The organism is Allomesorhizobium aridi (genome assembly GCF_043769475.1).
Classification (GTDB): Bacteria; Pseudomonadota; Alphaproteobacteria; order Rhizobiales; family Rhizobiaceae; genus Allomesorhizobium.
This window is the reverse complement of the sequence record NZ_CP171729.1, coordinates 3,498,209-3,523,106: the sequence shown is the minus strand read 5'-3', so window position 1 is coordinate 3,523,106 and position 24,898 is coordinate 3,498,209. Positions and strand designations below refer to the sequence as shown.

The window sequence follows — 24,898 nt, the reverse complement described above, 5'->3', positions numbered from 1 at the left end:
TCTATACGAGCATGACACAATTTTTAAAATAGTCGACTGTAAACCTATAAAGTAGCCTGGGAATAAGGATAGAGTATGTAATTATGGCTTGAGTCTGTAAATTAATCCCTGTGGCTTAGAAAAGCGATTGGCAACTACAATTGGAATAGAGGGTCACTGAGAGCCGTTAATTGTTTCTGGTATGTACCTAGCTATTTTGCTAAGAAACCTCTGTGCGGGCTTCTCTGTGGCGTATAGAGCATACTATTCAATAGAAGCACTAACTTATGAGTGAAAATGGTGTTCGTGGCCCCAAGCCTCGCCTTTGAGCTGAAGAAACGACCGCCTTCTTTGTCGATAATTCGCGTACTCTGGTCCCTGCTCGGTTTCTGAAAGCCAATCTTCAAGATCGCGCACCCCAAGCTCGTCCAAAAGTGGTGCGTCAGCTGGAAGGGTCTCAACCCATGTTTCGTCGGCGTCGACTGGGATATCCTGCCCAAGATGTTGATGATAGGACTCGACCATAACTTGTCTAAGGCGATTTTGGCGACCATCCTCCACAATGAAGCTGTCGTGGATCGGGAGCGCCAGAATATTTTCGTCCATCAACCGAAGCATGACCGTCTCTGCGATATCTGCGTCTCGCTTCTGTAGGCGTATACCCTCTCCAGTCCCAAAATAGCGGGCGATCGGGGCATGCTTTTCGCGGACGGCATCGATGATTTGTCGCCAGGTCCATCCTTCCGGCAGTTCAACTCGACGAGGCGCTCTGATTTGTCCGGGCGCATTGATAATCTTGAGCACGGTCCGTTTGATGAGCTTCCGATGAGTGGCGGGAATTCCTTCGATGGAATAGGCGTCGCCCTCCAGTGCCAAGCGTTGGTCTGCATACAGCATTGCGATTTGCATGTTGGAGTAATCAAGTTCAGCAGTGGGGTACCAATTGATCGTGAGATAACGTCTGAGGTGACTAGGCACCCCTTGCCACCAGCCCCCATAAAATCGTCCTCCCTCGTTGAATCGACCGTTATTGAACACCCGATACAGTTGGTTGCGAAAGAGGAGGTCTAGGTCGCTGCGGTGGTCTTTGATGTCACCGAACTCATCCCTTTCATCCTCATTGCGCCTTGAAAGGGCTTGGAACTCTTGGTCAGGAATGAGCAGGTCAAGCCAATGGTGATCAGCAATGAATTGGTTGAATCGACGAAGGTTGCCTTCCATCCGGCGAGTTTCGTCAGTTTGTTCGAAATGAATAAACTCCCTTCCTTGACCTTGAGCAGCTGCCTCTCCCCTGAGTCTTACCAAAGGTAGATTATGGTTTTGAAATAGTTCAGCTAATGCCAAGTTGTTTGGATTGTTATTCAAAGTGTTCCTAATAATACCTCGGGTAGCTAGCTCCTCGACATGTTCTTCTCGGAATAAAGAATCTTCTAACTCCCCAATTAGTCTCTCACTAGCTCTAAATCTAGTCGTATAACCAACGCCTCTCTCCTGATCAAAATTCCCTCCTCTCACTTCAACATAACTAGGATTAGCATCAATTAAATAATTTATCGAATCTCTTGTCGCCCTAATGTTCAAGTTGAGTGGATTGTAAATGCCATGTGGGTAACCATCGTTGCTCCTGTCAATTGCAACATACCGATTCTCATCTCTCACGTGACTGAAATACAGGTTTGCTAAGATGACGCTCATGGAATTTCTTATATTCTGTATAACATCTCGTCTTGGAGCCTTTCCTGCATGTATCCGTGCTCTCTCGGCGATGTCTCCAACCAATGGAGCCCACACTGGATCAAGCGTAAACCCCTTACGCATCCAGCGGTAATGGTTGAAATCGTGAATGGTGGGTGCGCGATACGGCATGGAACGAAGAGTACGAACCTTATTGCGTGTTGTATTAGAAAATTAGTCGAAGAATCTGGAAAGTTGCTATTGACAATGTGAAATAACCTAGTTTTTCGAACTAACTAAGTCGCTTTCATAGGCGCTGATGCATAGCTGGGAGTCACTCATGGTCAGGTTATCTATCATTTTTCCGGATTTAATATAGCTGTCCTCCATATGCCGACGGTATAAATATACCAATTTCACGATGTCTTCCACAATGAGATTGATATCTTCAGTTTTAACTTCTTTCCCAGTGTTGTTAGACATCGCAACAACAACCTGGAATGCTTTATCTGAAAAATGATCGCGTTGTTTCAAGAGTCTGTTGCTCATGTCTTCATCGTGTTCGCGAAATTTCGTTGCCATGACAAAGGAAACTGCTCCGCATCGCTTCACCATGTAAAGCAAGTTGTCCAGATCGTTCATTGGGAGCTGGTTTAAAGGCACAAGGCCGTCATTGGCGAATGCCGGAGAAGCCAGAAATAGGGTTCCAAGGGCCACAGCCACCCTGAATGGATTAGTCATCAGTTTCCCTCTCTAACCTCACAAGCTGTGCTGTGATCCTGCTGCAACTCGCGTGAGCGTACCGCATGAGCATTCTCAAGTCACGGTGGCCGCTAATGAGTGCCACTTCGGGAATGGTAAGCCCCATTTCCAAGAAACGACTGATGGCTTCGTGCCGCAAATCATGGAAATGGAGATCAGCGATGGAACCTCGTTCAATCAGTCTATCCCATGCCAATCTCAATGCGTTCGGTGTTATTGGGAACACTTTTTCATTGGTCTCTGCTGTGCTTTTAAGAGTCGCAACAGCAGTCAGTGTGAGTGGAATTGTCCGTGAATGACCGTTCTTTGCCCCAGGGACGATCAACAGACGCCTTTGAACGTCGATGTCGTGCCATTTCATGGCCAGGATTTCCCCCCTTCTCATGGCTGTCTCTATGGCAAACCTGATGATTGGCAGAACAAGGGGATTTCTCGCCTTAGTCGCGGCTGCCACCAACCTGTCGAACTCGCCTTCGCGCAATCTTCGCTGCCTCTTGGCATTCACGGCGTTAAGGGGAAGGCTGTCGAGCGGATTTTGTCTGAGCGGTACCTCCCATTCCGTCCGAGCTATCTCGAACATGTTCCGGATGGGAGCCAATTGCCTTCTGAGAGTCGTTCCGACCACCTTGGACAGCCGCTTGTCTCTGTACGCCGCGAAATCGGCTGTGGTGAGTTGGGAGAGACGCTTCGAGCAAACCGGATCACGAAGGAAGGCGTTCAATACGATCGTTTCAACCGGTGCTCCTCGCTTTGCAGGGACCACCTCGTCTCGATATCGCACGACCAAGTCTCGTAGGGTGATTGCGTCCAGGGCTTTGGCGCTGGGTGGCAGATCGTGACGGTCCGCTAGAACCTCACGGTTACGAGCCCACTCCATGGCGTCTGCCTTGAATGCAAAAGTGCGGGTTAGTGGAGCGATTCCCTTGCGCCGGATTGGACCTGCCATTTGGTCCCCCGCTTGCGAATTGTAGACATGTCGAACCCTTTTGCTGTGACCAGAGTGTGACAGCTGCGAATTCGATCAGTCTTTCAAGAAGCGCCCTGGAGCAAAAAAGCTAATAATTTCAGGGGATCAGGATGGTGGGCGTGACAGGGATTGAACCTGTGACCCCTGCAATGTCAATGCAGTGCTCTCCCGCTGAGCTACACGCCCATCCGAAGCCGCGCATACACCATATTATGGCCGAGCGCGTCAATAGCGAGAATGATCGAATGGTCGGCTATTTGCCCGTGGCGCAGGGCGCGCCGTCAGGCGGCCTGCAGCATCTTTTCGACCTCGTTGACGAGATCGCGCAGGTGGAAGGGCTTCGACAGCACTTTGGCGTCTTTCGGCGCCTTGGAGTCGGGGTTGAGCGCCACCGCGGCAAAGCCGGTGATGAACATCACCTTCAGGTCGGGATCGATCTCGGTCGCGCGCCGCGCCAACTCGATGCCGTCCATTTCCGGCATGACGATGTCGGTCAAAAGCAGCGAAAACGGCTCTTCGCGCAGCCGCTCGTAGGCGCTTGCCCCGTTGTCGAAATCGCTGACATCATAGCCGGCGCGTTCGAGCGCCTTGACCAGAAACCGACGCATGTCGTCGTCGTCTTCAGCCAGAAGTATGCGTGCCATGTTTTCCCGTCCGAATCACCTGCAAGAACTGCTTGCAGCCAGGCTGGTTAACCATCTCTATATGAAGAGCCGACGGTAAAGATCAAGTGAATGCGCGGTGGCGCCCGTGAACGCCGCCTTTGCGCCAATGCGGCGGGCATCCGGCAAGATTGCCTCGCTGTCCGAAAAAACGGAGCCGATTCCATCTGGACGTCCGTTGCTTCAGATGGCAGTTTCGAAAGCATGATGGAACGCATTTGCGGGCATGGTGCAGCCGATGACGGCCGCTGACGACTTCGCGGCGAGGGCGCCGTTCGACATCCGCATAGCCGCCGAACAGCGCGTGCCGTTCGTCTTCAACTCTCCGCACAGCGGCAGCCATTACCCCGACCGCTTCCTCGCCATGATCCGGCTCGACCGCAATGCGATCCGCCGTTCCGAGGATTGCTACGTCGACGAGCTGTTCGGCGGCGCCGTCGCGCTCGGCGCGCCGATGCTGGCGGCGAATTTCCCGCGCGCCTATCTCGACGTGAATCGCGAGCCGTGGGAACTCGACCCGCGCATGTTTGTCGAGCCGGTGCCGTCCTTCGCCAACATCCGTTCCGCCCGCGTGGCCGGCGGCCTCGGCACGGTGCCCAAGCTGGTCGGGGAGGGGCTGGACATCTATGCCGGCCGCCTGCCGCTCAACGAGGCGGTGGCGCGCATCGAGACCGTCTACAAGCCCTACCACGATGCCCTGAAGCAGCTTCTGACGCGCACCCATGCGCGCTTCGGCTACGGCGTTCTGATCGATTGCCACTCCATGCCGGCGAGCGTTCGGGTCGGAGACGCCGGGATGCGGCCGGACTTCATCATCGGCGACCGCTTCGGCGCTTCCGCCGCGCCGGGTCTGACCGAGACGGCCATCGGCCTCCTGACTTCCATGGGCTACACCGTCGCCCACAACAAGCCTTATGCCGGCGGCTTCATCACCGAACATTACGGCCGTCCGGCGCGACGCCTCCACGCGTTGCAGATCGAGGTCAATCGCGGCCTCTACATGAACGAGCGTACATTGCAGAAATCGTCCGGCTTCGATGCGCTGGCGGACGATCTCGCGCGGTTCTGCGCCGATCTGATGGGGATGCCCGACCACAATTTCGGCGACCTGCCGCTGGCGGCCGAATAGCCACGCCCGACCGGCTGCACGCTAGCCGAAAAAAGACCGCGTTGTTTGCACAACGCGGTCGAAGTCTAGGGAGGAAACGCCCAAGGAGGGCATAGACAGGAGAACCTGTCCGACCTAAAATTTATTGTGCGCTGCACAAATGTCAAGCGCATACATGAATATTTAATTCATAATGATGTGGAGATCGGCCAAAGAGGCGTGAAATGTTGCGCCCGCGCAACACCAAAACGCGCCAAATTGTCCGATTAATCCCTGCAAAGGCCATGCACCGACAGGAGCACGGCTATAGTCGGGCAAAGTGATTCGGGTGTCGGGAGATGGGATTTTGAAGGTCAGTGCCGAGTTCATGCGGCGTGTCGCCGAAGCCGCCGCCGCCGAGACCCTGCCGCGCTTTCGCGGGCAGGGGGCCGTCTCCAACAAGCTTTCGGCAGGGTTCGATCCGGTCACCGAGGCGGACCAGCGGGCGGAGCAGGCAATCCGCGCCGTCATCCGCGAGCAATATCCGGATCACGGCATACTCGGCGAGGAATTCGGCTCCGAAAACGCCGCAAGCAGCCACATCTGGGTGATCGATCCGATCGACGGCACGCGCTCCTTCATCTCCGGCGTGCCGCTCTGGGGCACGCTTGTCGGCCTCACCGTCGACGGCGACGCGGTCGCCGGGCTGATGTCGCAGCCCTTCATCGGCGAGCTTTTCCGCGCCGACGGGAGCGGAGCCTTCTATGAAGGTCCGGGCGGCGAGCGCCGGCTGGCGACGCGCAAGGTGGATGCGCTTGCGGGCGCGACCTTGTGCACGACGACGCCGGCGCTGTTCCTGGGCGGCCGGCGCGAATCCTACAACCGGCTGGAGGCTGCGGTCCGGCTGTCGCGCTACGGAACCGACTGCTATGCCTACGCAATGCTCGCCGCCGGCCATATCGACTTGGTCGTCGAGGTCGGCCTGCAGGCATATGACATCGTGGCGCTGATCCCGATCATCGAGCAGGCCGGCGGCAAGATCACCAACTGGGACGGAGGCCCCGCCGAGAACGGCGGCGAGATCGTCGCCGCCGGCTCGCCCAAGCTGCACGATGCGGCGCTGAAGCTGCTGCACGAGGGCTGATCCCTCAGCCGCCGCTCCCCGGCACGAAAGCATCGAAAGCGGCGAAGAACTGTTCGCGAAAAATGTCGGCCTCCTGCAGGATCTCGTGGCGGGCGCCGTCGACCGTCAGCAGCGAGCCGTTGCGCAGCCTTAGCGCCAGATCCCCGATCGGCCGGTTGGCTACCACCTCGTCGGCGCCTGCTGCGACTATCAGGATCGGCGTCTGGATCTTCGCGAGGAAGTCCGGATCCTGGACGGTCACCGAAGCTTCCGCCGCGGCGCGTATCCAGGCGACCGTGGGGCCGCCAAGCCCAAGATTTGGATGGGCCTCGTAAAGCTCGCAGTTTCGCGCATAGCGCGCCGGGTCGGACGTAAGCTTGTTGGAGGCGAAAGGGTACCGCTCGAGCGGGCGCGGCCCGCCTGTGACGTAAAACCGGCCAAAGCCCAGATAATAAAGCGCCGTCGCCAGCCGGCGGATGGTCGCAAGCGTCAGCGAAACGCCCGTTACCATCAGGAAGGGGGCGATCAGCACCATGCGGCGGACACGGTTCGCCATGGAGGGCGCCGCCAGAAGCGCCACCAGCGCTCCCGCCGAATGGGCGAGCACATAATAGGGGCCGCGGCAGTCGGGCAGCACGATCTCGGTGAAGAACTGGTCCAGGTCGTTGGCGTAGTCGAAGAAACTGCGCACATAGCCGCGCTGCGGATCCTTGATCAGCCGGACCGACGCGCCTTGCCCGCGCCAGTCGAAGATCGCGACCCCGAGACCGCGCGCCGTCAGGTCGCTGATCGTCTCAAAATATTTCTCGATGCATTCGTTGCGCCCCGGGAGCACGACGACCGTTCCCTTGAACGGGCGTGCGGAAGGCAAGAAACAGGCATAGCGGAGCGATTTGCCGTCGCTTGTGGTGAAACGTCCCGTCGAGGCGTTTTCCGGGACCGGATTGCCCGGAAGCTCATGGAAAAGAGTATTCATCGTCCACTATGGCGGCTCGGGCATGCCCCTCGAAAACCGAAATCGGTTGTCGAGAAGGATCATGCGCAGATTCACGGTGTTGGGTATCCCCAAGCGGCATTGCCGAAGGTGATAAGATCATGGCGGGCAAAAGCAAAGGAAATCCCGCGGGCCGGAATCGGCGAAAGGAGGCCGGAAGCTGCTTTTGGCAGGTTCCGGCCTCTGTCGACCCGGGAGGAAGGGACGTTACACCCGGCTCGGCTTCGTCGCGGTGCGTCCGCGCACCGCTTGACGCTTATGTTCGAGCACAATCTAGCAGCCCTTGCCTGAACGCTCGCCGAAGCCGCGGTTCATCCTGCATTCATGTTCGAGAACGATTCGAGCCGCGCATTGTTTCCGGCTGGAAAGCCCTGAAATCCGATTTTCCGCACTCAAGACGCCTTGGCGCGGCGCGGCTTGCGTAAATGCTTGATGCCGCGCATTTCAACGAAATTGGTCGCCGCTTCCCACAAATGGTCGCCGTAAAGGAACGGCTCGAAGGGGGTAGCGCCCGGGACCGCCAGGGGCGCTATCTCGGCGTCGACGCGAGGCTCGTAAAAGAACGGAATGGAGTAGCGCGCCCGATCCGGGGCGATCACCCTGTGCAAGGTGGCGCGCACCCTGCCGCCAGTCCAGCGCTCGAGCAACTGGCCGAAATTGACCGCAAGCGTTCCATCGGCCGGCGGCACGTCAATCCACTCGCCGCTATGGTCCTTCGCCTGAAGGCCTTCCACGCCGTCCTGCGCCAGCAGCGTGACGAAACCGGAATCGACATGTTCCTTCCCGATGATCGTGCGCGTCTCGCCTTTGTGGACGACCGAATAGTCCGGGCCGCTGAGATCGACCGCGGCTTTCGCATCGCGCAGCGGATATCGGATCAGGCGCAGGGTCGAGATTCCGCCCTTAAAATAGGCATCGAACGTGTCTTGCGGCAGGTCGAGGCCGCGGGCGATGGCGCGCATCAGCGTGTTGCCGACCTTTTCCATCGCCCTGTGATAGTCGGCCGCTTGGCTGCGCCATCCGGGAAGTTCCGACTCGTCCGGCAGCGGCGTAGCTTCGCACAATGGATCGTTCGGATCGAAGGCGGCGTCCTCATGGGCGACGTCCGGCCCCATATCTATGCCTTCCTTGTAGGAAACCGCCGTCGGCTGCAGCGGGAACCAGCCGCGATAGAAGTTGGATCTGGTGTTGTCGAAGTTCCAGCGCAGCAGATCAGCCTTGCGCGCGTCGGGAAGGCTGAATATGCGGAGCAGCCGGGCGCGGTTCTCGCCGGTCAGCAGTTCGCTGCCCGGAAAGCCCGTTATCGTCATGAAGCCGACGCCGGAACCCGCCTGCAGCACCGCTCGGTCGGCTGCGTCGCGTTCGGGCGAAGCGGGTCCGAACAAAGCCTTGATGTCGATTGCAGGAATGCCTTCGCTCATGATCAGTCTCCCCTAGAATCTCGATTTCGCCAGGCGGAAGGCGCCTGACGCGATGCCATTTCGCGCGATTTGGCGGAATTGATCAGGCCGTAAGGATCGGCCGCTTCTACCAGGCAAGATGGAGGAGGCGGAGCCGCAGGTGCAAGTGGGTGATCCAGCCATCTGGGTGCAGAACGCACGTTATGCACCGATGAGAGGGATAGCTGGGCCTGACCTCTACTAACGATCTCCTGCGCCCAGCCGCGGATTTTCCGGCCGGAAATGCCTTGAAAGCCGTTTTTCCGCTCCCCAGATTAGTGCCGTGGCCGCCGAACCGGGGCCACTGGTCCATGCAATACGCCGCTCAAGGGTTTTGCACCGGGCCAAACGCAAACAGTGTTGCTCAACAGGAGAACAGGCCATGCGTCACGTTGATTTTTCGCCACTCTATCGTTCGACGGTCGGCTTCGACCGGCTCTTCACGATGCTCGACTCGCTCGCGCAGCCGGAGAGCGCCCAGACCTATCCGCCCTACAACATCGAGCGGACCGGTGAAGACGCCTACCGCATTTCGATGGCTGTCGCCGGCTTCTCCGAGGCCGACATTACCATCGAGGCACATCGCAATGTGCTGAGCGTGAAGGGCGAGCGGAAGGATGAAGGCAATGGCGAGGGCACCGAAGTCCTCTATCGCGGCATTGCCTCTCGCGCCTTCGAGCGTCGCTTCCAGCTTGCCGACCATGTCGAGGTCAGCGGCGCGTTCCTCAAGAACGGCCTGCTTCACATCGACCTGAAGCGCAACGTTCCCGAGGAGATGAAGCCGCGCAAGATCGCGATCGCTACGGCGCCTGCCAAGGCCGCCAAGCAGATCGAAGCCACGACCACCAACTGATCGCTCCTCCCAAGTGAATGGCGGCGCCTCCGGGCGCCGCTTTTTTTAGAGCATCGCGCCGAAAAGTGGATGCCGGTTTTCGGCAAAAACGATGCGAAAACGAAAAGCTGGAGCGAGATGGCCGATTCCGAAATCGGGCATCTCGCTCTAGACGATGAGTTCGCCGAAGCGGTCGACATCCTCGGCCGTCGTGGCGAAGCTGGTGACGAACCGGCATATCGTCTCTTCCTCGCCGATAGCGCCGGTGTATCCGTGCGGCGTGTTCCAGGGATAGAACACCGCGCCCGCCGCCGTCAGACCCTCCATCAATTCCCTGCTCATGATCGCGAAGAGTTCGTTGGCCTGCGGCTCCCAGGCGAGCCAGACCCTGGACGATGCTTCGATGTGCGAGGCCAGAAGCCTGGCCGTCGCATTTGCGTGCCGTGCGGTTTCCAGCCAGAGCCCGTCCGTGAAATAGGCGTCGAACTGCGCGGCGATGAAGCGCGACTTCGAGAAGAGTTGGGCGGCGCGCTTGCGCAGGAAAGCGAATTCGTTGGCGCGCCCGGTGTCGAACAGCACCACCGCCTCGGCGCACCAGCAGCCATTCTTCGTGCCGCCGAACGACACGATGTCGACGCCGCGTTTCCAGGTCATTTCGGCCGGCGTCGTCTCCAGCGCCACGAGCGCGTTGGCGAAACGCGCGCCGTCGATATGCAGCGGCAGGTTGTGCCTTTTGGCCACCGCCGAAATCGCCTCGATCGCGTCGAGGCTGTAGATGGTGCCCACTTCCGTCGCCTGCGTGAGCGAAACCGCCATCGGCCGCCCCGCATGGACGAATTCCGGCACGAACCGGCCGATAGCCCGCTCCAGCGTCTCGGGCGTCATCCGGCCGAGAGGGCCGTCGACCGCTTGCAGCCTTGAGCCGCCGGTGAAATGTTCCGGGGCTCCGCACTCGTCCTCCAGCATGTGCGCCTCGCGGTGGCAGAAGGAGACGCCGCCCGGCCGGTTGAAGGAAGCCAGCGACAGCGAGTTGGCTGCCGTGCCGGTGCCGACGAAGAATACGGCGACCTCGCGCTCGAATATCTCGTTGAACCGCTCCGCCACCGCCTGGTCGAGGGCGCCGCCGCCATAGGCGGTGTCGAATCCGGAAGCATGCCTTAAAAGCCCGGCGGCGATTTTCGGGTGCGCGCCGGCCCAATTGTCTGATGCGAAAATCATTTTTCTTTCCGAAAGCGTGGGAGTTCTACCGCGACGGGACATTCACCGGTTTTGCGCTTCGAGTTCAAGAGCCGTGCCGCTGCTTTCGCGACAGCCGCGCGGCCGCTCATGCCGGGGTGGTACAAAGTTGCGCCAGATGCCTGTTCGCCGCAGTTTTATTTCGCCCATGCGTCAAGATGTTTTCAAAACGGTCTTGTTTCGCCGCAAAAATTCTGACATAAGAAATTTAGGACAGTAGTGCTGTCTTATTTATCTTCGCAATGTGTGCTGGTTTGGCGTATGATCACGTCGATCCGGCTGCGCTGCGGGTGGCGTCGGAAAATGCCGTGCGGCGACCGCCGGCAACCAGGGCATGGTCCCCGAAAAGAAGCAGACTTTTCGGGCAAGATCATGCACCAAGAACAATGTGGCTGAAGCTTGTTCCGAATAAACCGGAATGGCCAAGCCCGACATGGCGGAAACCGTCTGGATGATCCGGACGCTTCCGGCGAATTTCGCAACATTTCCGCTTGTCGGGCGCCGCGAGGCACTGCGATGAAGCGGCGCGCGAGGCATGAACGGAGGAAGGGACGATGATGGACATTTCATCTGTGACGACGGAGCAGACCGCCCCCGCGCAGACGAAAGCCGTTGCCGTCAAACGCGCCATCGAGCACGGCCTCTACAATCCGCGCAACGAACATGACGCATGCGGTGTGGGCTTCATCGCGCAGATGAAAGGCGTGAAGTCGCACCAGATTGTCAAGGACGGTCTGGCGATGCTTCAGAACCTTACGCATCGCGGCGCGGTCGGCTCGGACCCGCTGATGGGCGACGGAGCCGGCGTGCTGGTCCAGATTCCCGACCGTTTCTTTCGGGAGGAGATGGCCAGGCAGGACATCGAACTGCCGCCGGCCGGACAATACGGCGTCGGCCACTGGTTCATGCCGCAGGACGCGGCGCTGCGCGCGCACATAGACGAGGTCATCGCTGAGTCGGCGCAGTCTGAAGGCCTGCCGCTGATCGGCTTTCGCGACGTGCCGGTCGACAACTCCTCCCTGTCCAAGGCGCCCGAAATTGCTGCCGCCGAGCCGCACCACCGCCAGGTCTTTATCGGGCGCACGCCTGACATCGACGATGACGAGGAGTACGAGGCGCGGCTCTATCTCCTGCGCAAGGTGATCTCCGGCCGCATCTACGCCGAGAACGACAACCGCGATATCGGCGCCTATTGCGTGTCGCTGTCGGCGCGCACCATCGTCTACAAGGGCATGTTCCTGGCCTATCAGGTCAGCTCCTACTACAAGGACCTCAATGACCCGCGCTTCGAGACGGCGCTGATCCTCGTCCACCAGCGATTTTCGACCAACACCTTCCCGTCATGGAAGCTGGCGCATCCATACCGCATGGTCGCGCACAATGGCGAAATCAACACGGTGCGCGGCAACAACAATTGGATGGCGGCGCGGCAGGCGTCGGTGGATTCGGAGCTGTTCGGCAACAACATCTCGAAGCTGTGGCCGATCTCCTACGAGGGGCAGTCGGACACGGCCTGCTTCGACAACGCACTCGAATTCCTGTTCCAGGGCGGCTACTCGCTGGTGCATTCCATGATGATGCTGATCCCCGAGGCCTGGGCCGGCAACAAGCTGATGGATGCCGACCGCAAGGCGTTCTACGAGCATCATGCGGCCCTGATGGAACCATGGGACGGACCGGCCGCTGTCGCCTTCACCGACGGCCGCCAGATCGGCGCGACGCTTGATCGCAACGGCTTGCGTCCGGCGCGTTATATCGTGACCGACGACGACCGGGTCATCATGGCGTCGGAAGCCGGCGCGTTCACCGTGCCGGAGCAGAAGATCGTCAAGAAGTGGCGGCTGCAGCCCGGTAAGATGCTTTTGATCGACCTCGAAAAGGGCCGGATCATTTCGGACGAGGAGCTCAAGTCCGAGATTGCGACCAAGCATCCGTACAAGACCTGGCTTTCCAACACGCAGCTCATTCTGGAAGATTTGAAGCCGGTTGAGCCGCGCGCGCTGCGCAAGGATGTCAGCCTGCTCGATCGCCAGCAAGCCTTCGGCTACACCCAGGAAGACACCAAGCTCCTGATGTCGCCGATGGCCACGACGGGACAGGAAGCCGTCGGCTCGATGGGAACCGACACGCCGATCTCGGCGATGTCGGACAGGTCGAAGCTGCTCTATACCTATTTCAAGCAGAACTTCGCGCAGGTCACCAATCCGCCGATCGACCCGATCCGCGAAGAACTGGTCATGAGCCTCGTCTCCTTCATCGGGCCGCGGCCCAACATCTTCGATCTGATCGGCAGTTCCAAGCGCAAGCGGCTCGAGGTGCGTCAGCCGATCCTTACCAATGCCGATCTCGAAAAGATCCGCTCGATCGGCCACACCGAGGACCGGTTTGACACCAAAACGATCGACGTCACCTATGCAACGGCGGAAGGCGCCGCCGGCATGCAGGGTGCTGTCGAGCGGCTATGCGAGCGGGCCGAGGCGGCGGTCGCCGGCGGCTATAACATCATCATCCTGTCGGACCGGCAGATAGGCCCCGACCGGATCGCGATACCCGCGCTGCTGGCGACGGCGGCGGTCCATCATCACCTTATCCGCAAGGGTCTGCGCACCTCCGTCGGCCTCGTGGTCGAATCCGGCGAGCCGCGTGAGATCCATCATTTCTGCTGCCTCGCCGGCTACGGCGCGGAAGCCATCAACCCCTATCTCGCCTTCGACACGCTGCTCGACATGCACAGGCGCGGCGAGATGCCGGCGGAGGTCGACGCGGGCGAGGTCGTCACGCGCTACATCAAGTCGATCGGCAAGGGCATTCTCAAGGTCATGTCCAAGATGGGCATCTCGACCTATCAGTCCTATTGCGGCGCGCAGATATTCGATGCCGTCGGCCTGAGAAGCGATTTCGTCGACAAATATTTCACCGGCACGGCGACGATGATCGAAGGCGTCGGCCTCGAAGAGATCGCGGCCGAGACCGTCGACCGCCACAGCGCGGCGTTCAGCGACGATCCGGTGCTGCGCAACGCGCTGGAGGTCGGCGGCGAATATCTGTTCAGGATGCGCGGCGAGGCCCATATCTGGTCGCCCGACGCCGTCGCCTCGCTGCAGCACGCCGTGCGCCAGGGTTCGTGGGATACGTTCAAGGAGTATTCCGCTCAGATCGACAGCCATACGGCGTGCGCCCAGACCATTCGCGGCCTGTTCAAGATCAAGAACGCCGAGGAGACCGGGCGCAAGCCGGTTCCGATCGAGGAGGTCATGACGGCTGCCGATATCGTCAAGCGCTTCTCGACCGGCGCCATGTCGTTCGGCTCGATCTCCAGGGAGGCACACACCACGCTGGCCCGCGCCATGAACCAGATCGGCGGCAAATCGAACACCGGCGAGGGCGGCGAGGAGCCGGACCGCTACCTGCCATTGCCCGGCGGCGGCAGGATCCGGAACGCTCGGCAATCAAGCAGGTCGCCTCGGGACGGTTCGGCGTGACTGCCGAATACCTGGTCAACTCCGATGTCATGCAGATAAAGGTCGCGCAGGGCGCAAAGCCCGGCGAGGGCGGACAGCTTCCGGGCCACAAGGTCGATGCGACGATCGCCAAGGTCCGTCATTCGACACCGGGCGTCGGCCTGATCTCGCCGCCGCCGCACCACGACATCTATTCGATCGAGGATCTGGCGCAGCTGATCTTCGACCTGAAGAACGTCAACCCGGCGGCCGACGTGTCGGTCAAGCTGGTCTCGGAGGTCGGCGTCGGCACTGTCGCCGCGGGCGTCGCCAAGGCGCGCGCCGACCATATCACCATTTCCGGCTACGATGGCGGCACCGGTGCGTCTCCGCTTACGTCGCTCAAGCATGCCGGTTCGCCCTGGGAGATGGGCCTCGCCGAAACGCACCAGACGCTGGTACTGAACGGGCTGCGCTCGCGCGTGGCGCTTCAGGTCGATGGCGGTCTCAGAACCGGGCGGGATGTCATCATAGGCGCGCTGCTCGGCGCCGACGAGTTCGGCTTCTCGACCGCGCCGTTGATCGCCGCCGGCTGCATCATGATGCGCAAGTGTCATCTGAACACCTGCCCGGTCGGCGTCGCGACGCAGGATCCGGTGCTGCGCAAGCGCTTCAAGGGCACGCCCGAGCACATCATCAACTTCTTCTTCTATGTCGCGGAAGAGGTGCGCGCGCTGCTGGCCGAAATGGGCTTCACCCATATCGACCAGATCGTCGGCGACACCGACCTCCTGGAAAAGCGGGCCGTGATCGAGCACTGGAAGGCGCAGGGCCTCGATTTCAGCCGCGTGTTCTACAAGCCCGAGGCGCCGCGCGACGCGACGCATTGGACGGAACGCCAGAAGCATCCGATCGACGACGTGCTCGACCGCAAGCTGATCGAACTCGCCGCGCCGGCGCTGGAATCGAAGCTTCCGGTGAAGATCGAGGTCGAGATCCGCAACGTCGATCGATCGACCGGTGCCATGCTGTCGGGCGAAGTCGCCAAGCGTTACAAGCACAAGGGGCTGCGCGACGACACGATCTCGGTGAAGCTGACGGGCACGGCCGGCCAGTCGTTCGGTGCCTTCCTGGCGCGCGGCATCTCGTTCGAACTGATCGGCGACGGCAACGACTATGTCGGCAAGGGCCTTTCCGGCGGACGCATCGTCATCCGTCCGCCGGCCGACGCCAGGATTGTCGCCGAAGAGTCGATCATCGTCGGCAATACAGTGCTTTACGGCGCTACCGAGGGCGAATGCTATTTCCGCGGCGTGGCCGGCGAACGCTTCGCCGTGCGCAACTCGGGCGCCGTCGCGGTCGTGGAAGGTGTCGGTGATCATGGCTGCGAATACATGACCGGCGGCGTGGTGGTGGTCATCGGCCAAACCGGACGCAACTTTGCCGCCGGCATGTCGGGCGGCGTCGCCTATGTGCTCGACGAGGCGGGCGATTTCGCGAAGCGCTGCAACATGGCGATGGTCGAACTCGAGCCGGTGCCAGAAGAAGACGACATGCTGGAGAAGCTGCACCACCATGGCGGCGACCTCGACCACAAGGGCCGCGTCGACGTCTCCGGCGACATGACGAGCCACGACGAAGAGCGTCTTCATCTGCTCATCTCGAACCACGTGCACTACACCGGTTCGACGCGCGGCAAGGAGATCCTGGAGAACTGGGCGAGCTACCGGCCGAAATTCCGCAAAGTGATGCCGGTCGAATATCGCCGCGCGCTCCAGGAGATGGAGCGCCTGCGGATGAGCGTGGCGGCGGAATAGGGGCTGTGTATTGAAAGTTTTGAACATCTGGCATATCTCTTGGCATATGCCAGATGGAGGCACGCATGAACGCGCATGACAATCAGCTTGAAAAGCGGACAGCGCGGCTATTTCGCAACGGCCGCAGTCAGGCGGTCAGGATACCGAAGGAATTTGAGTTCGAAGGTGATGAGGTGCTGATCGAAAGGGATGAGGACGGAAGGCTGATTCTGGAACCGGTAAAGCGGAAGGTGTCATTGCTTGAGGCGCTCTCGAAGCTTGAGCCCTTGCCGGAGGAAGACTGGCTGCCTGAAATCCACGACTACCCGCCTGAACCGGTTGATCTTGGTTTCGGCGGCGAGAAGTGAAGTATCTTCTCGATACCAACATCATTTCAGATTTGATGAAACACCCCGCCGGGGTGATCACTGGCTGGATTCGCAAGGTCGGTGAGGCCTCTGTCTTCACGAGTGTAATCGTGATTGCTGAGGTGGAATACGGGATCGAGAAGAAGCAATCGCGGAGATTGCGCGAACAACTGGAAGGCATTCGGCCGAGTCTGACCATTCTTCCGCTGACGCAGCCCGCCGAGAAGCACTATGCAAGGGTACGCGTCGTGACGGAGCAGCGCGGTTGGACAATCGGCCAGAACGACCTACTGATTGCCGCGCACGCATTGAGCCTTGACGCGATCGTGGTGACGGATGACCGGGCCTTTTCGCAAATGCCTGGCGTAAGAGTGGAAAACTGGTTGCGGTGAGTCCGCAAAATGAACGGAACGTAGATGGGCAAGGTAACAGGTTTTCTCGAGATCGACCGGCAGGTGCACAAGTACCAGCCGGCTTCCGACCGCATCCGGCATTTTCGCGAATTCACGCTGCCGATGTCGGACAAGGAGGTCGAGAAACAGGCGGCGCGCTGCATGGATTGCGGCGTGCCCTACTGCCATGGCCCGACCGGCTGTCCGATCCACAACCAGATTCCGGACTGGAACGACCTCGTCTATAATGGCGACTGGGACAACGCGATCCGCAACCTCCATTCGACCAACAATTTTCCCGAGTGGACGGGCCGCATCTGCCCGGCGCCTTGCGAGGAAGCTTGCGTTCTCAACCTGGAAGACATTCCCGTCGCCATCAAGACGATCGAGCAGGCAATTGCCGACAAGGCCTACGAGCTTGGCCAAATCCGCCCGCATCCACCCGAGAAGAAGACTGGAAAGCGGGTTGCGATCATCGGATCGGGTCCTGCGGGCATGGCGGCGGCCCAGCAGCTTGGCCGGGTCGGGCACGACGTCCATGTCTATGAGCGCGAGAGCCGGCCAGGCGGGCTGATGCGCTTCGGCATTCCCGATTTCAAGATCGAAAAACACTACATCGACCGCCGCGTCGAGCAAATGCAGGGCGAGGGCGTCACCTTCCATTGCGGCGTTAATGTCGGCGTCGACAAGAAGGTCTCCGAACTTCTCGCCGAATCTGACGCGGTGCTTTATTGCGGCGGCTCCGAAACGCCGCGGGCGGCTGGAATTCCCGGCGACGATCTCGACGGCGTGCACGATGCGATGCCGTATCTCGTCCAGCAGAACAAGCGCGTCGGCGGCGAGAACATCCAGTCGGTGGCATGGGCGGAAAAGCCGATCGTGGCGGCGGGCCAGCATGTCGTCGTGGTCGGCGGCGGCGATACCGCGTCGGACTGCGTAGGCACCGCCTTCCGTCAAGGCGCTGTGCGCGTCACGCAGCTCGATATCAGGCCGCAACCGCCCGAAAAGGAAAACAAGCTCGCGGTCTGGCCCTATTGGGCCACAAAGATGCGGACCTCATCGTCGCAGGCCGAAGGCGCCGAACGCGAGTTCCAAGTCGCCACGCTCGAATTCATCGGCGAAGAAGGCCAGCTTACGGGCGTGAAATGCTGTGAAGTCGACGAAAAGCGCAAGCCGGTCGCCGGAACGGAATTCGTCATCCGCGCCGATCTCGCCTTCATCGCCATCGGCTTTGCCGGTCCGATCGCGGGTGGCGTGGTGAAGGAGCTGGAAGGACAGCTTGCGATCGGCACCGACAGCCGTCGCTCTACCAATGTCCAGGCCAACGATCGCGATTACAAGACCAGTGTCGACCGACTCTACGCCGCCGGCGACGTGCGACGGGGCCAGTCCCTCGTGGTCTGGGCGATCCGCGAAGGGAGGCAGGCCGCGCGCGCTATCGACGAGGCGCTTATGGGCGCCAGTGTTCTGCCTCGATAAGTGAGGACTGCCCGCCCGAGCCCTAACGGCCGATGGCGGTCGTGGTCTCCGCGGCCCCAGGTGCGCTAGGAGGAACCGGCGGCTTCGGCCGGCGGGAGAAATCGTCTGCCCGCCCCGGCGCGGGTTCGGGGGCTACGCCCTCGATCGTAAGTTTCTCGCCGGCGGAGCGGGGGTCGCGCTTCGATTGCGCCTGCGCGCCGAGGAGTTCGGTTGCGCCGTCAAGCGCCGGATCGGCGAGCGATATCGGAACCGTGCGGTCGACCGGCGCTGCGTTCGGCGCATCTGGCGCGATGGCCGGCATGCCCGCCGGCGCCAATGCGACCGGCTCCGAGCCGCTGGTTTCGCCCAATATCTTGTTCAGCGGCTTTTCGGCGTAGAAGGCGATCTTGCGCTTGCCCGCCGCCGTCATGTTGATCCCGTCGCCGGCGCGCAGCCGCACCGGCTGTCCGTTCACGTCCGGCCCGGTCGTAACAAAGGCGCCGTTCTCATCCACAAAGCCTTCCCAGATGTCGACGAATTCCGCGCCAACGCTCTCGGCCGCGGCCCGGTATATGTCGTTGAAGGCCAGCATGTCCGAGGTCATCTTCGATGATTTGAAGGCCGGCATGCCTACCCAGACGAATGGGATCTTGCTTTCCGCCGCCGCCTTGCCGAACTCCGTCACGCGCAGCGTATATTCCTTGGTCCAGCTTTCGGATCTGACCGTCTCGCGAACGCCCACGACCTTCATCTGCTGGCGGTCGTTGGAGCCGAGCATGGCCACGATCGCCGCCGGCTTTTCGGCTTCAACCATTCCGGCGACTTCGCCCGGCCAGTCGAAAAAGTCATCGCGCACGAATCCCGACGAACCGTTGGACCTGTCGACCACCTTCACACGCGGGTTTTCGGCATAGGCCTCCGCCAGCCCCTCGGCCAGTCCGCTTCCGAGAAAGTCGCCAACCACCAGCACAATCTTGGCGTCGGGCAACTTCTCGACGGCTTCGATTTCCGGCTCGGCCACCCGGGCGGCTCGCTCGACGCTTCGTCGTGAAACCGTCTTGCGGGTCGCTTTGCCAGTGCTCCTGCGTATAGCGTTCCGTCTCGCGCCGGGTACCTCGCGCTGCGGCACCGCCCGCCGTATCACCCGCCGCTCCCTGCGCGGTGAATAGAACAGACCGCGCAGCCAAGGGCGGTATACGCCATCCTGGGCCATGGCATGGAACGGCGCGGCAGTCGAAAAGCCGGTGACCAGCATCGCGAGCGCCAGCATCTGTGCCGAGAGGCGCCAGACGGCGGACCAGAAGCGCTGGTGCGATGGCAATGCCTTCTCCTGCGGCCATGATCGATCCGAAGGCTCCGCTCAGAGAAGTCGCGGCCTCTTCGGCAATTTTCTCAAGTCAAAATAGGTCAGAGCCCATTCCGGTTCCACCCGGAATGGAATCGTGCGCTAGCGCTTCCTCAGCGTAGACAACACTTCCATGCTCGGGTGGCCGTCTGGCGCCAGGCCCAGTTGCGCCTGAAACGCCTTGATCGCCGTGCGCGAGCCCTCGCCGATCTTGCCGTCGAACTTGCCGTCATAATAGCCGTGCGCGGACAGCCTTTGCTGCAGTTCCTGCCTTTCCTCGAAGGAGAGTTTGGTGAACGGCCGCTTCCAATCCTGCACGAGCCCGCCATAACCGGCGATTTCGTCAGCGAGCAGGCCGACCGCCAGCGCATATTTGTCGGCGTTGTTGTAGCGCTTGATGACCGAGAAGTTTTTCGTCATCAGGAATGCCGGCCCGCCGCGGCCGTCAGGCACCTTGAGTTCCGCCTTGTCGGAGCCGTTGCGGAACGGCTTGCCGGTGGCGCGAGCTACTCCGATGCTCTGCCATTTGGCGAGCGACATCGAGCCGTTGGGGAACTTGCGGCCGGCGGGCAGGGTGACTTCGTAACCCCAGGTCTTGTCGGCCTGCCAGCCGTTCTTGCGCAGGAGATTGGCGGCGGTCGCAAGCGCGTCCGGGATAGAGGTCCAGATGTCGCGCCGGCCGTTCCCGTCGGCGTCGACCGCGTAGGCCTGATAGGAGGTCGGGATGAACTGCGTGTGGCCCATCGCGCCGGCCCAGGAGCCGGTCAGGTGGCTGACATCGATGTCGCCGCTCTGCAGGATCTTCAGCGCCGCAATCAACTGCGTGCGGGCGAACTTGGCGCGCCTCTTGTCGGCATAGGCCAGCGTGGCGAGCGACCGCACGACATTGCGCATCACCTTGTCGTTCTTCAGGATCTCGCCGTAATTTGATTCCATCGACCAGATGGCGAGCAGGATGTAGCGATCAACGCCGTACCTCGCCTCGATCTTGTCGAGCCACGGCTTCCATTGGCGCGCCATCTGCCGGCCGACCGCGACCGAATGCTCGTGCACGCGGTTGTCGAAATAGTCCCAAACCGGCGCGGTGAATTCAGGCTGGTAGCGGGCCTTCTCGAGAACCTCGGGATCGATGTCGGTGACCCCCCGGAAAGCGCGGTCGTAGGTCGCGCCGGAGACGCCGTTATTGGCGGCCGTGGACCGGAAGCTTGCGACCCAGTTCTGGAAGCCGGCGTCGGCCGAAGCGGGGCCGGCCGAGAAGAGAAGAGCGAGCGACAACCCGGCAGCCGTCAAGACGCTCCCCATGCGTGTTGCGGTCTTGCTAACGAGCATCTGTTTCCTCCTTTAAAACGTGCGGAAGACTCATTCTTCGCCGAAGCCGGTTATCAATCGGTTTACCATAGCTCGACGAGAACAAAAATCGGTTGGAATGGTTGACCCCACACACTGAAATTGGATTTTTCTCACTAATATTCAATTCCGGCATCAACATGTCATTTTTTGTGATTGCAGACCGGCCTTTCGAAGGAATAATTGCGGCATGAAAAAAGTTCGCAAAGCGGTCTTCCCCGTCGCCGGCCTCGGCACGCGTTTTCTTCCGGCTACCAAGGCCATCCCCAAGGAAATGCTCACCGTGGTCGACAAGCCGGTGATCCAATATGTGGTGGACGAGGCCCGCGAAGCCGGGATCGAGCACTTCATCTTCGTAACCGGCCGCAACAAGGGCGTCATCGAGGATCACTTCGATCTGCAGTTCGAGCTTTATGATACGCTGGCGCAGCGCGGCAAGGATGACCAGCTCGCGCACCTCCAGCGTCTGCAGCCGGGCCCGGGCCAGACCAGCTTCACGCGCCAGCAGGTTCCGCTCGGCCTTGGCCACGCGGTATGGTGCGCGCGCGACCTGGTCGGGGACGAGCCGTTCGCGCTGCTGCTGCCCGACATGATCATGCAGGCCGACAAGAGCTGCCTGAAGGCGATGGTCGATCTCTACGCCGAAACCGGCAACAACATCATCGCCGTCCAGGAATGCGATCCGGCCGAGAGCCACAAATACGGCATCGTCGGCCGCGGCAAGGACGTCCATACCGGCTTCGAGATCACCGGCATGGTCGAGAAGCCCGAGGCCGGCACAGCGCCGTCGAACCTCTATATCAACGGCCGCTACATTCTCCAGCCCGAGATATTCAAGGTGCTGGAAGGGCAGGAACGGGGAGCCGGCAACGAAATCCAGCTCACCGACGCCATGCTGAAGCTGGAAAAGCAGCAGCCCTTCTTCGGTTACCATTATCAGGGCCGCACCTTCGACTGCGGTTCGCCGGAAGGCTTCATCGAGGCGAATGTGGCTTTCGCGCTGTGGCGCGCCGACCTGCACGAGAGCATGTCGGCCACCATCGAGGCGCTTTTAGACGAAATCCAGCCACTGGAGCGTCGCGCGGCTGCGCGTTGAGCCCCGCCCGCCCTCCGCTTCGTCAGCGCTGCAGCTTCAGGCCGAGGAAGACGCTGTTGGCCTCGTACTCCCGGTCGGGCAGGTTGCTGTCCAGGGTCTCGTGGCGCAATCGCCCGCTGAGGCCGGCATTGCGGTTCAGCCACCATGTCGCGCCGGCTTCGGCCGTCAGGATCAGATCGCGGCCGTCGGATTCGGCGTAGTCGCGGTAGCCGGCGCCGATCGAGGCGTTGGCCGTCAGATTGGCGCGGAGCTCGCGCTCCACACCCAGGCGCGCCGCATGCAGGATGGAGCCGCTTTCGCCCGCCGTCGTGGTGCCTTCCACGGACGTCGCCGCCGCAAGATCGACGATCGTACCGCGCTCGGGCGACCAGGCCAGGTCGGCGTTCAGCGTCGGCCCCGAGATCGGGTCCAGCCGGTCGTCGTCGAACGTCTCCCGGATCCATCCGGCGGAGAATTCGCCGGTCAGCTTTTCGGTCATGTCGAGTTCCAGCCCGGCGCGCGCGCCGATGCGGTCGGAGGATCTCTGGAACCCGCTGGCGTCCTCTTCCAGCGTATATTCGCGGCGGCCGAACTCGGCCTCGACGAATGGGGTGATCGCCGGGGAAATCTCGTAGCCGCCACGCAGCACGACGGCAGCCAAGGTGAAATCGCGGTCTTCCTGCGAAAGCGTTCCGCCGCCGGACAGGTCGGCGTCGCCATACGCGTTGTGTTCGACGAGGCCGGTGACGCCGAAACGCGCCTTGCCGAGGTCCTTTTCGAGACCGAGGCTTGCATTGAAAGTCTGGCGGAGCGGCTGCGACGCCGTTCCCTCGATCACCACCGGCGATGAAGCCGATTCCGGCCCGGCCTCGTAGCCGAGTTCGGCCCGGGCCCTGTAGTCGTTGGCGAGATCCAGGTCCAGCGCGGCGTCGATCCCGCCTCGCGTCTCATCGATCTCGTCGCCTGAAATCGTCTTCCGGTAGTTGCCGTAGGCGTCGATGGTCGCGAAGTGGCGGCTCCAGTCCGACACGGCGTTCAGGCGGAGCGTGGTTTCCGAAAGCAGCGCCGGCTCGCCGCCGTTGCTCGAATCGGCATTGTCAGTCGCGGTTATGCCTTGTTCGAACGTCGGGCGCATGATGAAGGAGCCGACGCGGATGCCGATCGGGGCGAAGGGGTCTTCCTCCGCTTCCGCTCGGTCGATCGCCTCGATAGCTTCCACGCGCCGGGCGCCTTCGTCGAGCGTCAGGTCAATTTCCGAATCCACCGTGTCGACGCGCTCGATCCCGCCGGTCTCCTCGCCGTCGGGTTCGGGCCGGTCTTCCTCGGTTTCGGCTTCCAGCCGTTCGGCCGCAGTTTCCGGCTCCGCCGATCGGCGCATCCGCGCTTCCTCGGCGCGCCGGCGTGCGGTCGTCGGTATCCTCGTAGGAACAGGTGGATCGCCAGCGAAAGTGTCGTCGGGGACATCGGCCGGCGCGAAAATGCTGTCGTCCTGTGCGGCGTCCGTCTCGTCGGGCACGGCGCCGGGGCTGACCGGAATGTACTGGGGAAGGGGCTGGTCCTGAACGGGCGCCCGCTGGCTCCGGCTGCTTCGCTGGAGCGAACCGGTGATTTCCGATTCGGCTACGGACCCGCGAAGATCCGCGCTCTCCTGGGCACGAAGCGGAGACGCGCACAGCAATGCCGCCGCCGCCGCCGCCGTCAGCAGCCAGATGCCGGATGCCGGGCGACGCGCGCTTGCTGTCAATACTCGGCGAACCCGCGGCATCGTCACCTTGTTTGCTCGACGGCGCGCCAGCGCCATGCTTACCGAACCGTAAATGGCGATGGTTAATGGAGGGTTGAGAGCGGCGCGCTTAGCCTGTGCGCGGGCGGCAATAATATTGGACAGCCGCTCGGCAACGCGCTAATCGCATCGGCCATGCACGCAGGAAGCTTGAAGAAGAAGCCGGACCGGCAAGCGTCGATAGCCTCGGCGCTGAGGACAGTCGGCACCGAGCAGGCCGGCGTGGCGGCCCTTGCCGCCGCGCTTGAGACCGGCATGGCCGAGCCATTCGCGGAGGCTGTCGAGCTGGTGTCGCAGATCAGCGGCCGGGTGATCGTCACCGGCGTCGGCAAGAGCGGCCATATCGGCTCGAAAATCGCGGCCACGCTCGCATCCACGGGCACACCCGCCTTCTTCGTACACCCATCCGAAGCCAATCACGGCGATCTCGGCATGATCGCGCGCGACGATGCGATCGTCGCCATCTCGTGGTCCGGCGAAACGGCGGAGCTGAAGGGCATCATCGCCTATTCGCGCCGCTTCCTGATTCCGTTGATCGCGGTTACCGCCGGACACGCCTCGGCGCTCGCCCGCCAGGCGGACGTGGTGCTTTCCCTGCCGCGCGCCGTGGAAGCCTGTCCGCACGGGCTGGCCCCGACGACTTCGACGCTGCTTCAACTCGTTGTCGGCGATGCGCTGGCGATCGCGCTGCTCGAGGCGCGGGGCTTCACGCCCGACCATTTCCGCACCTTCCATCCGGGAGGCCAACTCGGCGCCAATCTCACGCAGGTGCGCGAGATCATGCACACCGGCGACGAACTGCCGCTCGTCCGGCTGGGTTCCGGCATGCAGGAGGCCGTTCGGGAGATTTCGCGCAAAGGCTTCGGCTGCGTCGGCGTGGTGGCCGCCGACGGGGCGCTCGAGGGCGTCATCACCGACGGCGACATAAGACGGCATCTCGGCGGCAACGTCCTGGCGATGACGGTGGAAGAGGTGATGACGAAGGAGCCGAAGTCGGTCCGGCCCGAAACGCTGGTCGCTTCCGCGCTCCAGACGATCAATTCTTCGTCGATCACCAGCCTGATGGTGGTGGAGGACGGTCGCACGATCGGCCTCGTGCATCTGCACGATCTGTTGCGCATCGGCGCCGCTTAGAAAGC

The 24,898-nt window shown here is 61.3% G+C and carries 18 protein-coding genes, 1 tRNA gene and 1 pseudogene; 9 read left to right on the top strand and 11 right to left on the bottom strand.

Annotation, left to right across the window (positions count from 1 at the left end):
* Positions 1-264 precede the first annotated feature (264 nt).
* From ACG873_RS19365 to cpdR, 5 genes are all read right to left on the bottom strand, one after another.
* Positions 265-1,674, bottom strand: a complete 1,410-nt coding sequence (locus tag ACG873_RS19365; protein ID WP_394886807.1) for a hypothetical protein — start codon at positions 1,672-1,674, stop codon at positions 265-267.
* A 258-nt stretch (positions 1,675-1,932) separates the two neighbouring features.
* Complete coding sequence (locus ACG873_RS19360; RefSeq protein WP_394886806.1) at positions 1,933-2,394, bottom strand: hypothetical protein; 462 nt, start codon at positions 2,392-2,394, stop codon at positions 1,933-1,935.
* Positions 2,387-3,136 (bottom strand): site-specific integrase, encoded by a 750-nt coding sequence (locus tag ACG873_RS19355; RefSeq protein ID WP_394886804.1) that lies wholly within the window; start codon positions 3,134-3,136, stop codon positions 2,387-2,389. Before ACG873_RS19355 ends, ACG873_RS19360 begins: the two co-directional genes overlap by 8 nt.
* Positions 3,137-3,493: 357 nt before the next feature.
* A tRNA-Val gene (locus ACG873_RS19350) sits at positions 3,494-3,568 on the bottom strand.
* Positions 3,569-3,663: 95 nt separating this feature from the next.
* Positions 3,664-4,026: a cell cycle two-component system response regulator CpdR gene (gene cpdR, locus ACG873_RS19345; protein WP_008835384.1), complete on the bottom strand. Its 363-nt coding sequence runs from the start codon at positions 4,024-4,026 to the stop codon at positions 3,664-3,666.
* Positions 4,027-4,282: 256 nt separating this feature from the next.
* Between cpdR and ACG873_RS19340 the strand changes: the two genes are divergently transcribed.
* On the top strand, positions 4,283-5,173 hold the full coding sequence (locus tag ACG873_RS19340; RefSeq protein WP_394886802.1) for an N-formylglutamate amidohydrolase: 891 nt from the start codon (positions 4,283-4,285) through the stop codon (positions 5,171-5,173).
* A gap of 325 nt (positions 5,174-5,498) precedes the next feature.
* On the top strand, positions 5,499-6,275 hold the full coding sequence (hisN, locus tag ACG873_RS19335; protein ID WP_394886800.1) for a histidinol-phosphatase: 777 nt from the start codon (positions 5,499-5,501) through the stop codon (positions 6,273-6,275).
* Positions 6,276-6,279: 4 nt separating this feature from the next.
* Here hisN and ACG873_RS19330 read toward each other — a convergent pair whose 3' ends face one another.
* Both ACG873_RS19330 and ACG873_RS19325 read right to left on the bottom strand, forming a co-directional pair.
* Complete coding sequence (locus ACG873_RS19330) at positions 6,280-7,230, bottom strand: alpha/beta fold hydrolase (protein ID WP_394886798.1); 951 nt, start codon at positions 7,228-7,230, stop codon at positions 6,280-6,282.
* 410 nt (positions 7,231-7,640) lie between these two features.
* Positions 7,641-8,669, bottom strand: a complete 1,029-nt coding sequence (locus tag ACG873_RS19325) for an isopenicillin N synthase family dioxygenase (protein WP_394886796.1) — start codon at positions 8,667-8,669, stop codon at positions 7,641-7,643.
* Positions 8,670-9,069: 400 nt separating this feature from the next.
* Between ACG873_RS19325 and ACG873_RS19320 the strand changes: the two genes are divergently transcribed.
* Positions 9,070-9,540: an Hsp20 family protein gene (locus ACG873_RS19320; protein WP_394886794.1), complete on the top strand. Its 471-nt coding sequence runs from the start codon at positions 9,070-9,072 to the stop codon at positions 9,538-9,540.
* Positions 9,541-9,687: 147 nt separating this feature from the next.
* Here the strand turns inward: ACG873_RS19320 and ACG873_RS19315 are convergent, their stop codons facing one another.
* Entirely contained in the window at positions 9,688-10,737 is a 1,050-nt protein-coding gene (locus tag ACG873_RS19315) for a threonine aldolase family protein (RefSeq protein ID WP_394886793.1), read from the bottom strand.
* A gap of 572 nt (positions 10,738-11,309) precedes the next feature.
* Between ACG873_RS19315 and gltB the strand changes: the two are divergent.
* The 4 genes and pseudogenes from gltB to ACG873_RS19295 all read left to right on the top strand — a co-directional run bounded on the left by gltB (position 11,310) and on the right by ACG873_RS19295 (position 18,230).
* A pseudogene (gene gltB, locus ACG873_RS19310) lies at positions 11,310-16,012 on the top strand (glutamate synthase large subunit).
* A gap of 65 nt (positions 16,013-16,077) precedes the next feature.
* On the top strand, positions 16,078-16,359 hold the full coding sequence (locus tag ACG873_RS19305; protein WP_394886791.1) for an antitoxin: 282 nt from the start codon (positions 16,078-16,080) through the stop codon (positions 16,357-16,359).
* Positions 16,356-16,751 carry a type II toxin-antitoxin system VapC family toxin gene (locus ACG873_RS19300; protein WP_394886790.1) on the top strand — a complete coding sequence of 132 codons (396 nt, stop codon included), beginning with the start codon at positions 16,356-16,358 and terminating at the stop codon, positions 16,749-16,751. The genes ACG873_RS19305 and ACG873_RS19300 overlap by 4 nt, the downstream gene beginning before the upstream one ends.
* A 24-nt stretch (positions 16,752-16,775) precedes the next feature.
* Positions 16,776-18,230 (top strand): glutamate synthase subunit beta, encoded by a 1,455-nt coding sequence (locus ACG873_RS19295; RefSeq protein ID WP_394886789.1) that lies wholly within the window; start codon positions 16,776-16,778, stop codon positions 18,228-18,230.
* A 22-nt stretch (positions 18,231-18,252) separates the two neighbouring features.
* On the opposite strand, the gene ACG873_RS19290 is transcribed toward ACG873_RS19295, so the two are convergent.
* Entirely contained in the window at positions 18,253-19,530 is a 1,278-nt protein-coding gene (locus ACG873_RS19290) for a DUF459 domain-containing protein (protein ID WP_394886787.1), read from the bottom strand.
* Positions 19,531-19,656: 126 nt separating this feature from the next.
* The gene (locus ACG873_RS19285) at positions 19,657-20,883 is read right to left on the bottom strand and encodes a lytic murein transglycosylase (protein WP_394886785.1); all 1,227 of its coding nucleotides are present in this window, start codon (positions 20,881-20,883) and stop codon (positions 19,657-19,659) included.
* Positions 20,884-21,091: 208 nt separating this feature from the next.
* Between ACG873_RS19285 and galU the strand changes: the two genes are divergently transcribed.
* Complete coding sequence (galU, locus tag ACG873_RS19280) at positions 21,092-21,997, top strand: UTP--glucose-1-phosphate uridylyltransferase GalU (protein ID WP_394886784.1); 906 nt, start codon at positions 21,092-21,094, stop codon at positions 21,995-21,997.
* A 22-nt stretch (positions 21,998-22,019) separates the two neighbouring features.
* Here the strand turns inward: galU and ACG873_RS19275 are convergent, their stop codons facing one another.
* Positions 22,020-23,720: an outer membrane beta-barrel protein gene (locus ACG873_RS19275; protein WP_394886783.1), complete on the bottom strand. Its 1,701-nt coding sequence runs from the start codon at positions 23,718-23,720 to the stop codon at positions 22,020-22,022.
* A 174-nt stretch (positions 23,721-23,894) separates the two neighbouring features.
* Here ACG873_RS19275 and ACG873_RS19270 point away from each other — a divergent pair, with 174 nt between their 5' ends.
* Entirely contained in the window at positions 23,895-24,893 is a 999-nt protein-coding gene (locus ACG873_RS19270; protein WP_394886782.1) for a KpsF/GutQ family sugar-phosphate isomerase, read from the top strand.
* The last annotated feature ends 5 nt before the right edge of the window (positions 24,894-24,898 follow it).

What these genes read in the sequence shown, in the direction of transcription:
- ACG873_RS19365 (WP_394886807.1), bottom strand. Translation starts at nt 1,674, where the DNA reads ATGAGCGTCATCTTAGCAAACCTGTATTTCAGTCACGTGAGAGATGAG.
- ACG873_RS19360 (WP_394886806.1), bottom strand. Translation starts at nt 2,394, where the DNA reads ATGACTAATCCATTCAGGGTGGCTGTGGCCCTTGGAACCCTATTTCTG.
- cpdR (WP_008835384.1), bottom strand. Translation starts at nt 4,026, where the DNA reads ATGGCACGCATACTTCTGGCTGAAGACGACGACGACATGCGTCGGTTT.
- ACG873_RS19340 (WP_394886802.1), top strand. Translation starts at nt 4,283, where the DNA reads ATGACGGCCGCTGACGACTTCGCGGCGAGGGCGCCGTTCGACATCCGC.
- ACG873_RS19330 (WP_394886798.1), bottom strand. Translation starts at nt 7,230, where the DNA reads ATGAATACTCTTTTCCATGAGCTTCCGGGCAATCCGGTCCCGGAAAAC.
- ACG873_RS19325 (WP_394886796.1), bottom strand. Translation starts at nt 8,669, where the DNA reads ATGAGCGAAGGCATTCCTGCAATCGACATCAAGGCTTTGTTCGGACCC.
- ACG873_RS19320 (WP_394886794.1), top strand. Translation starts at nt 9,070, where the DNA reads ATGCGTCACGTTGATTTTTCGCCACTCTATCGTTCGACGGTCGGCTTC.
- ACG873_RS19315 (WP_394886793.1), bottom strand. Translation starts at nt 10,737, where the DNA reads ATGATTTTCGCATCAGACAATTGGGCCGGCGCGCACCCGAAAATCGCC.
- ACG873_RS19305 (WP_394886791.1), top strand. Translation starts at nt 16,078, where the DNA reads ATGAACGCGCATGACAATCAGCTTGAAAAGCGGACAGCGCGGCTATTT.
- ACG873_RS19295 (WP_394886789.1), top strand. Translation starts at nt 16,776, where the DNA reads ATGGGCAAGGTAACAGGTTTTCTCGAGATCGACCGGCAGGTGCACAAG.
- ACG873_RS19285 (WP_394886785.1), bottom strand. Translation starts at nt 20,883, where the DNA reads ATGCTCGTTAGCAAGACCGCAACACGCATGGGGAGCGTCTTGACGGCT.
- galU (WP_394886784.1), top strand. Translation starts at nt 21,092, where the DNA reads ATGAAAAAAGTTCGCAAAGCGGTCTTCCCCGTCGCCGGCCTCGGCACG.
- ACG873_RS19270 (WP_394886782.1), top strand. Translation starts at nt 23,895, where the DNA reads ATGCACGCAGGAAGCTTGAAGAAGAAGCCGGACCGGCAAGCGTCGATA.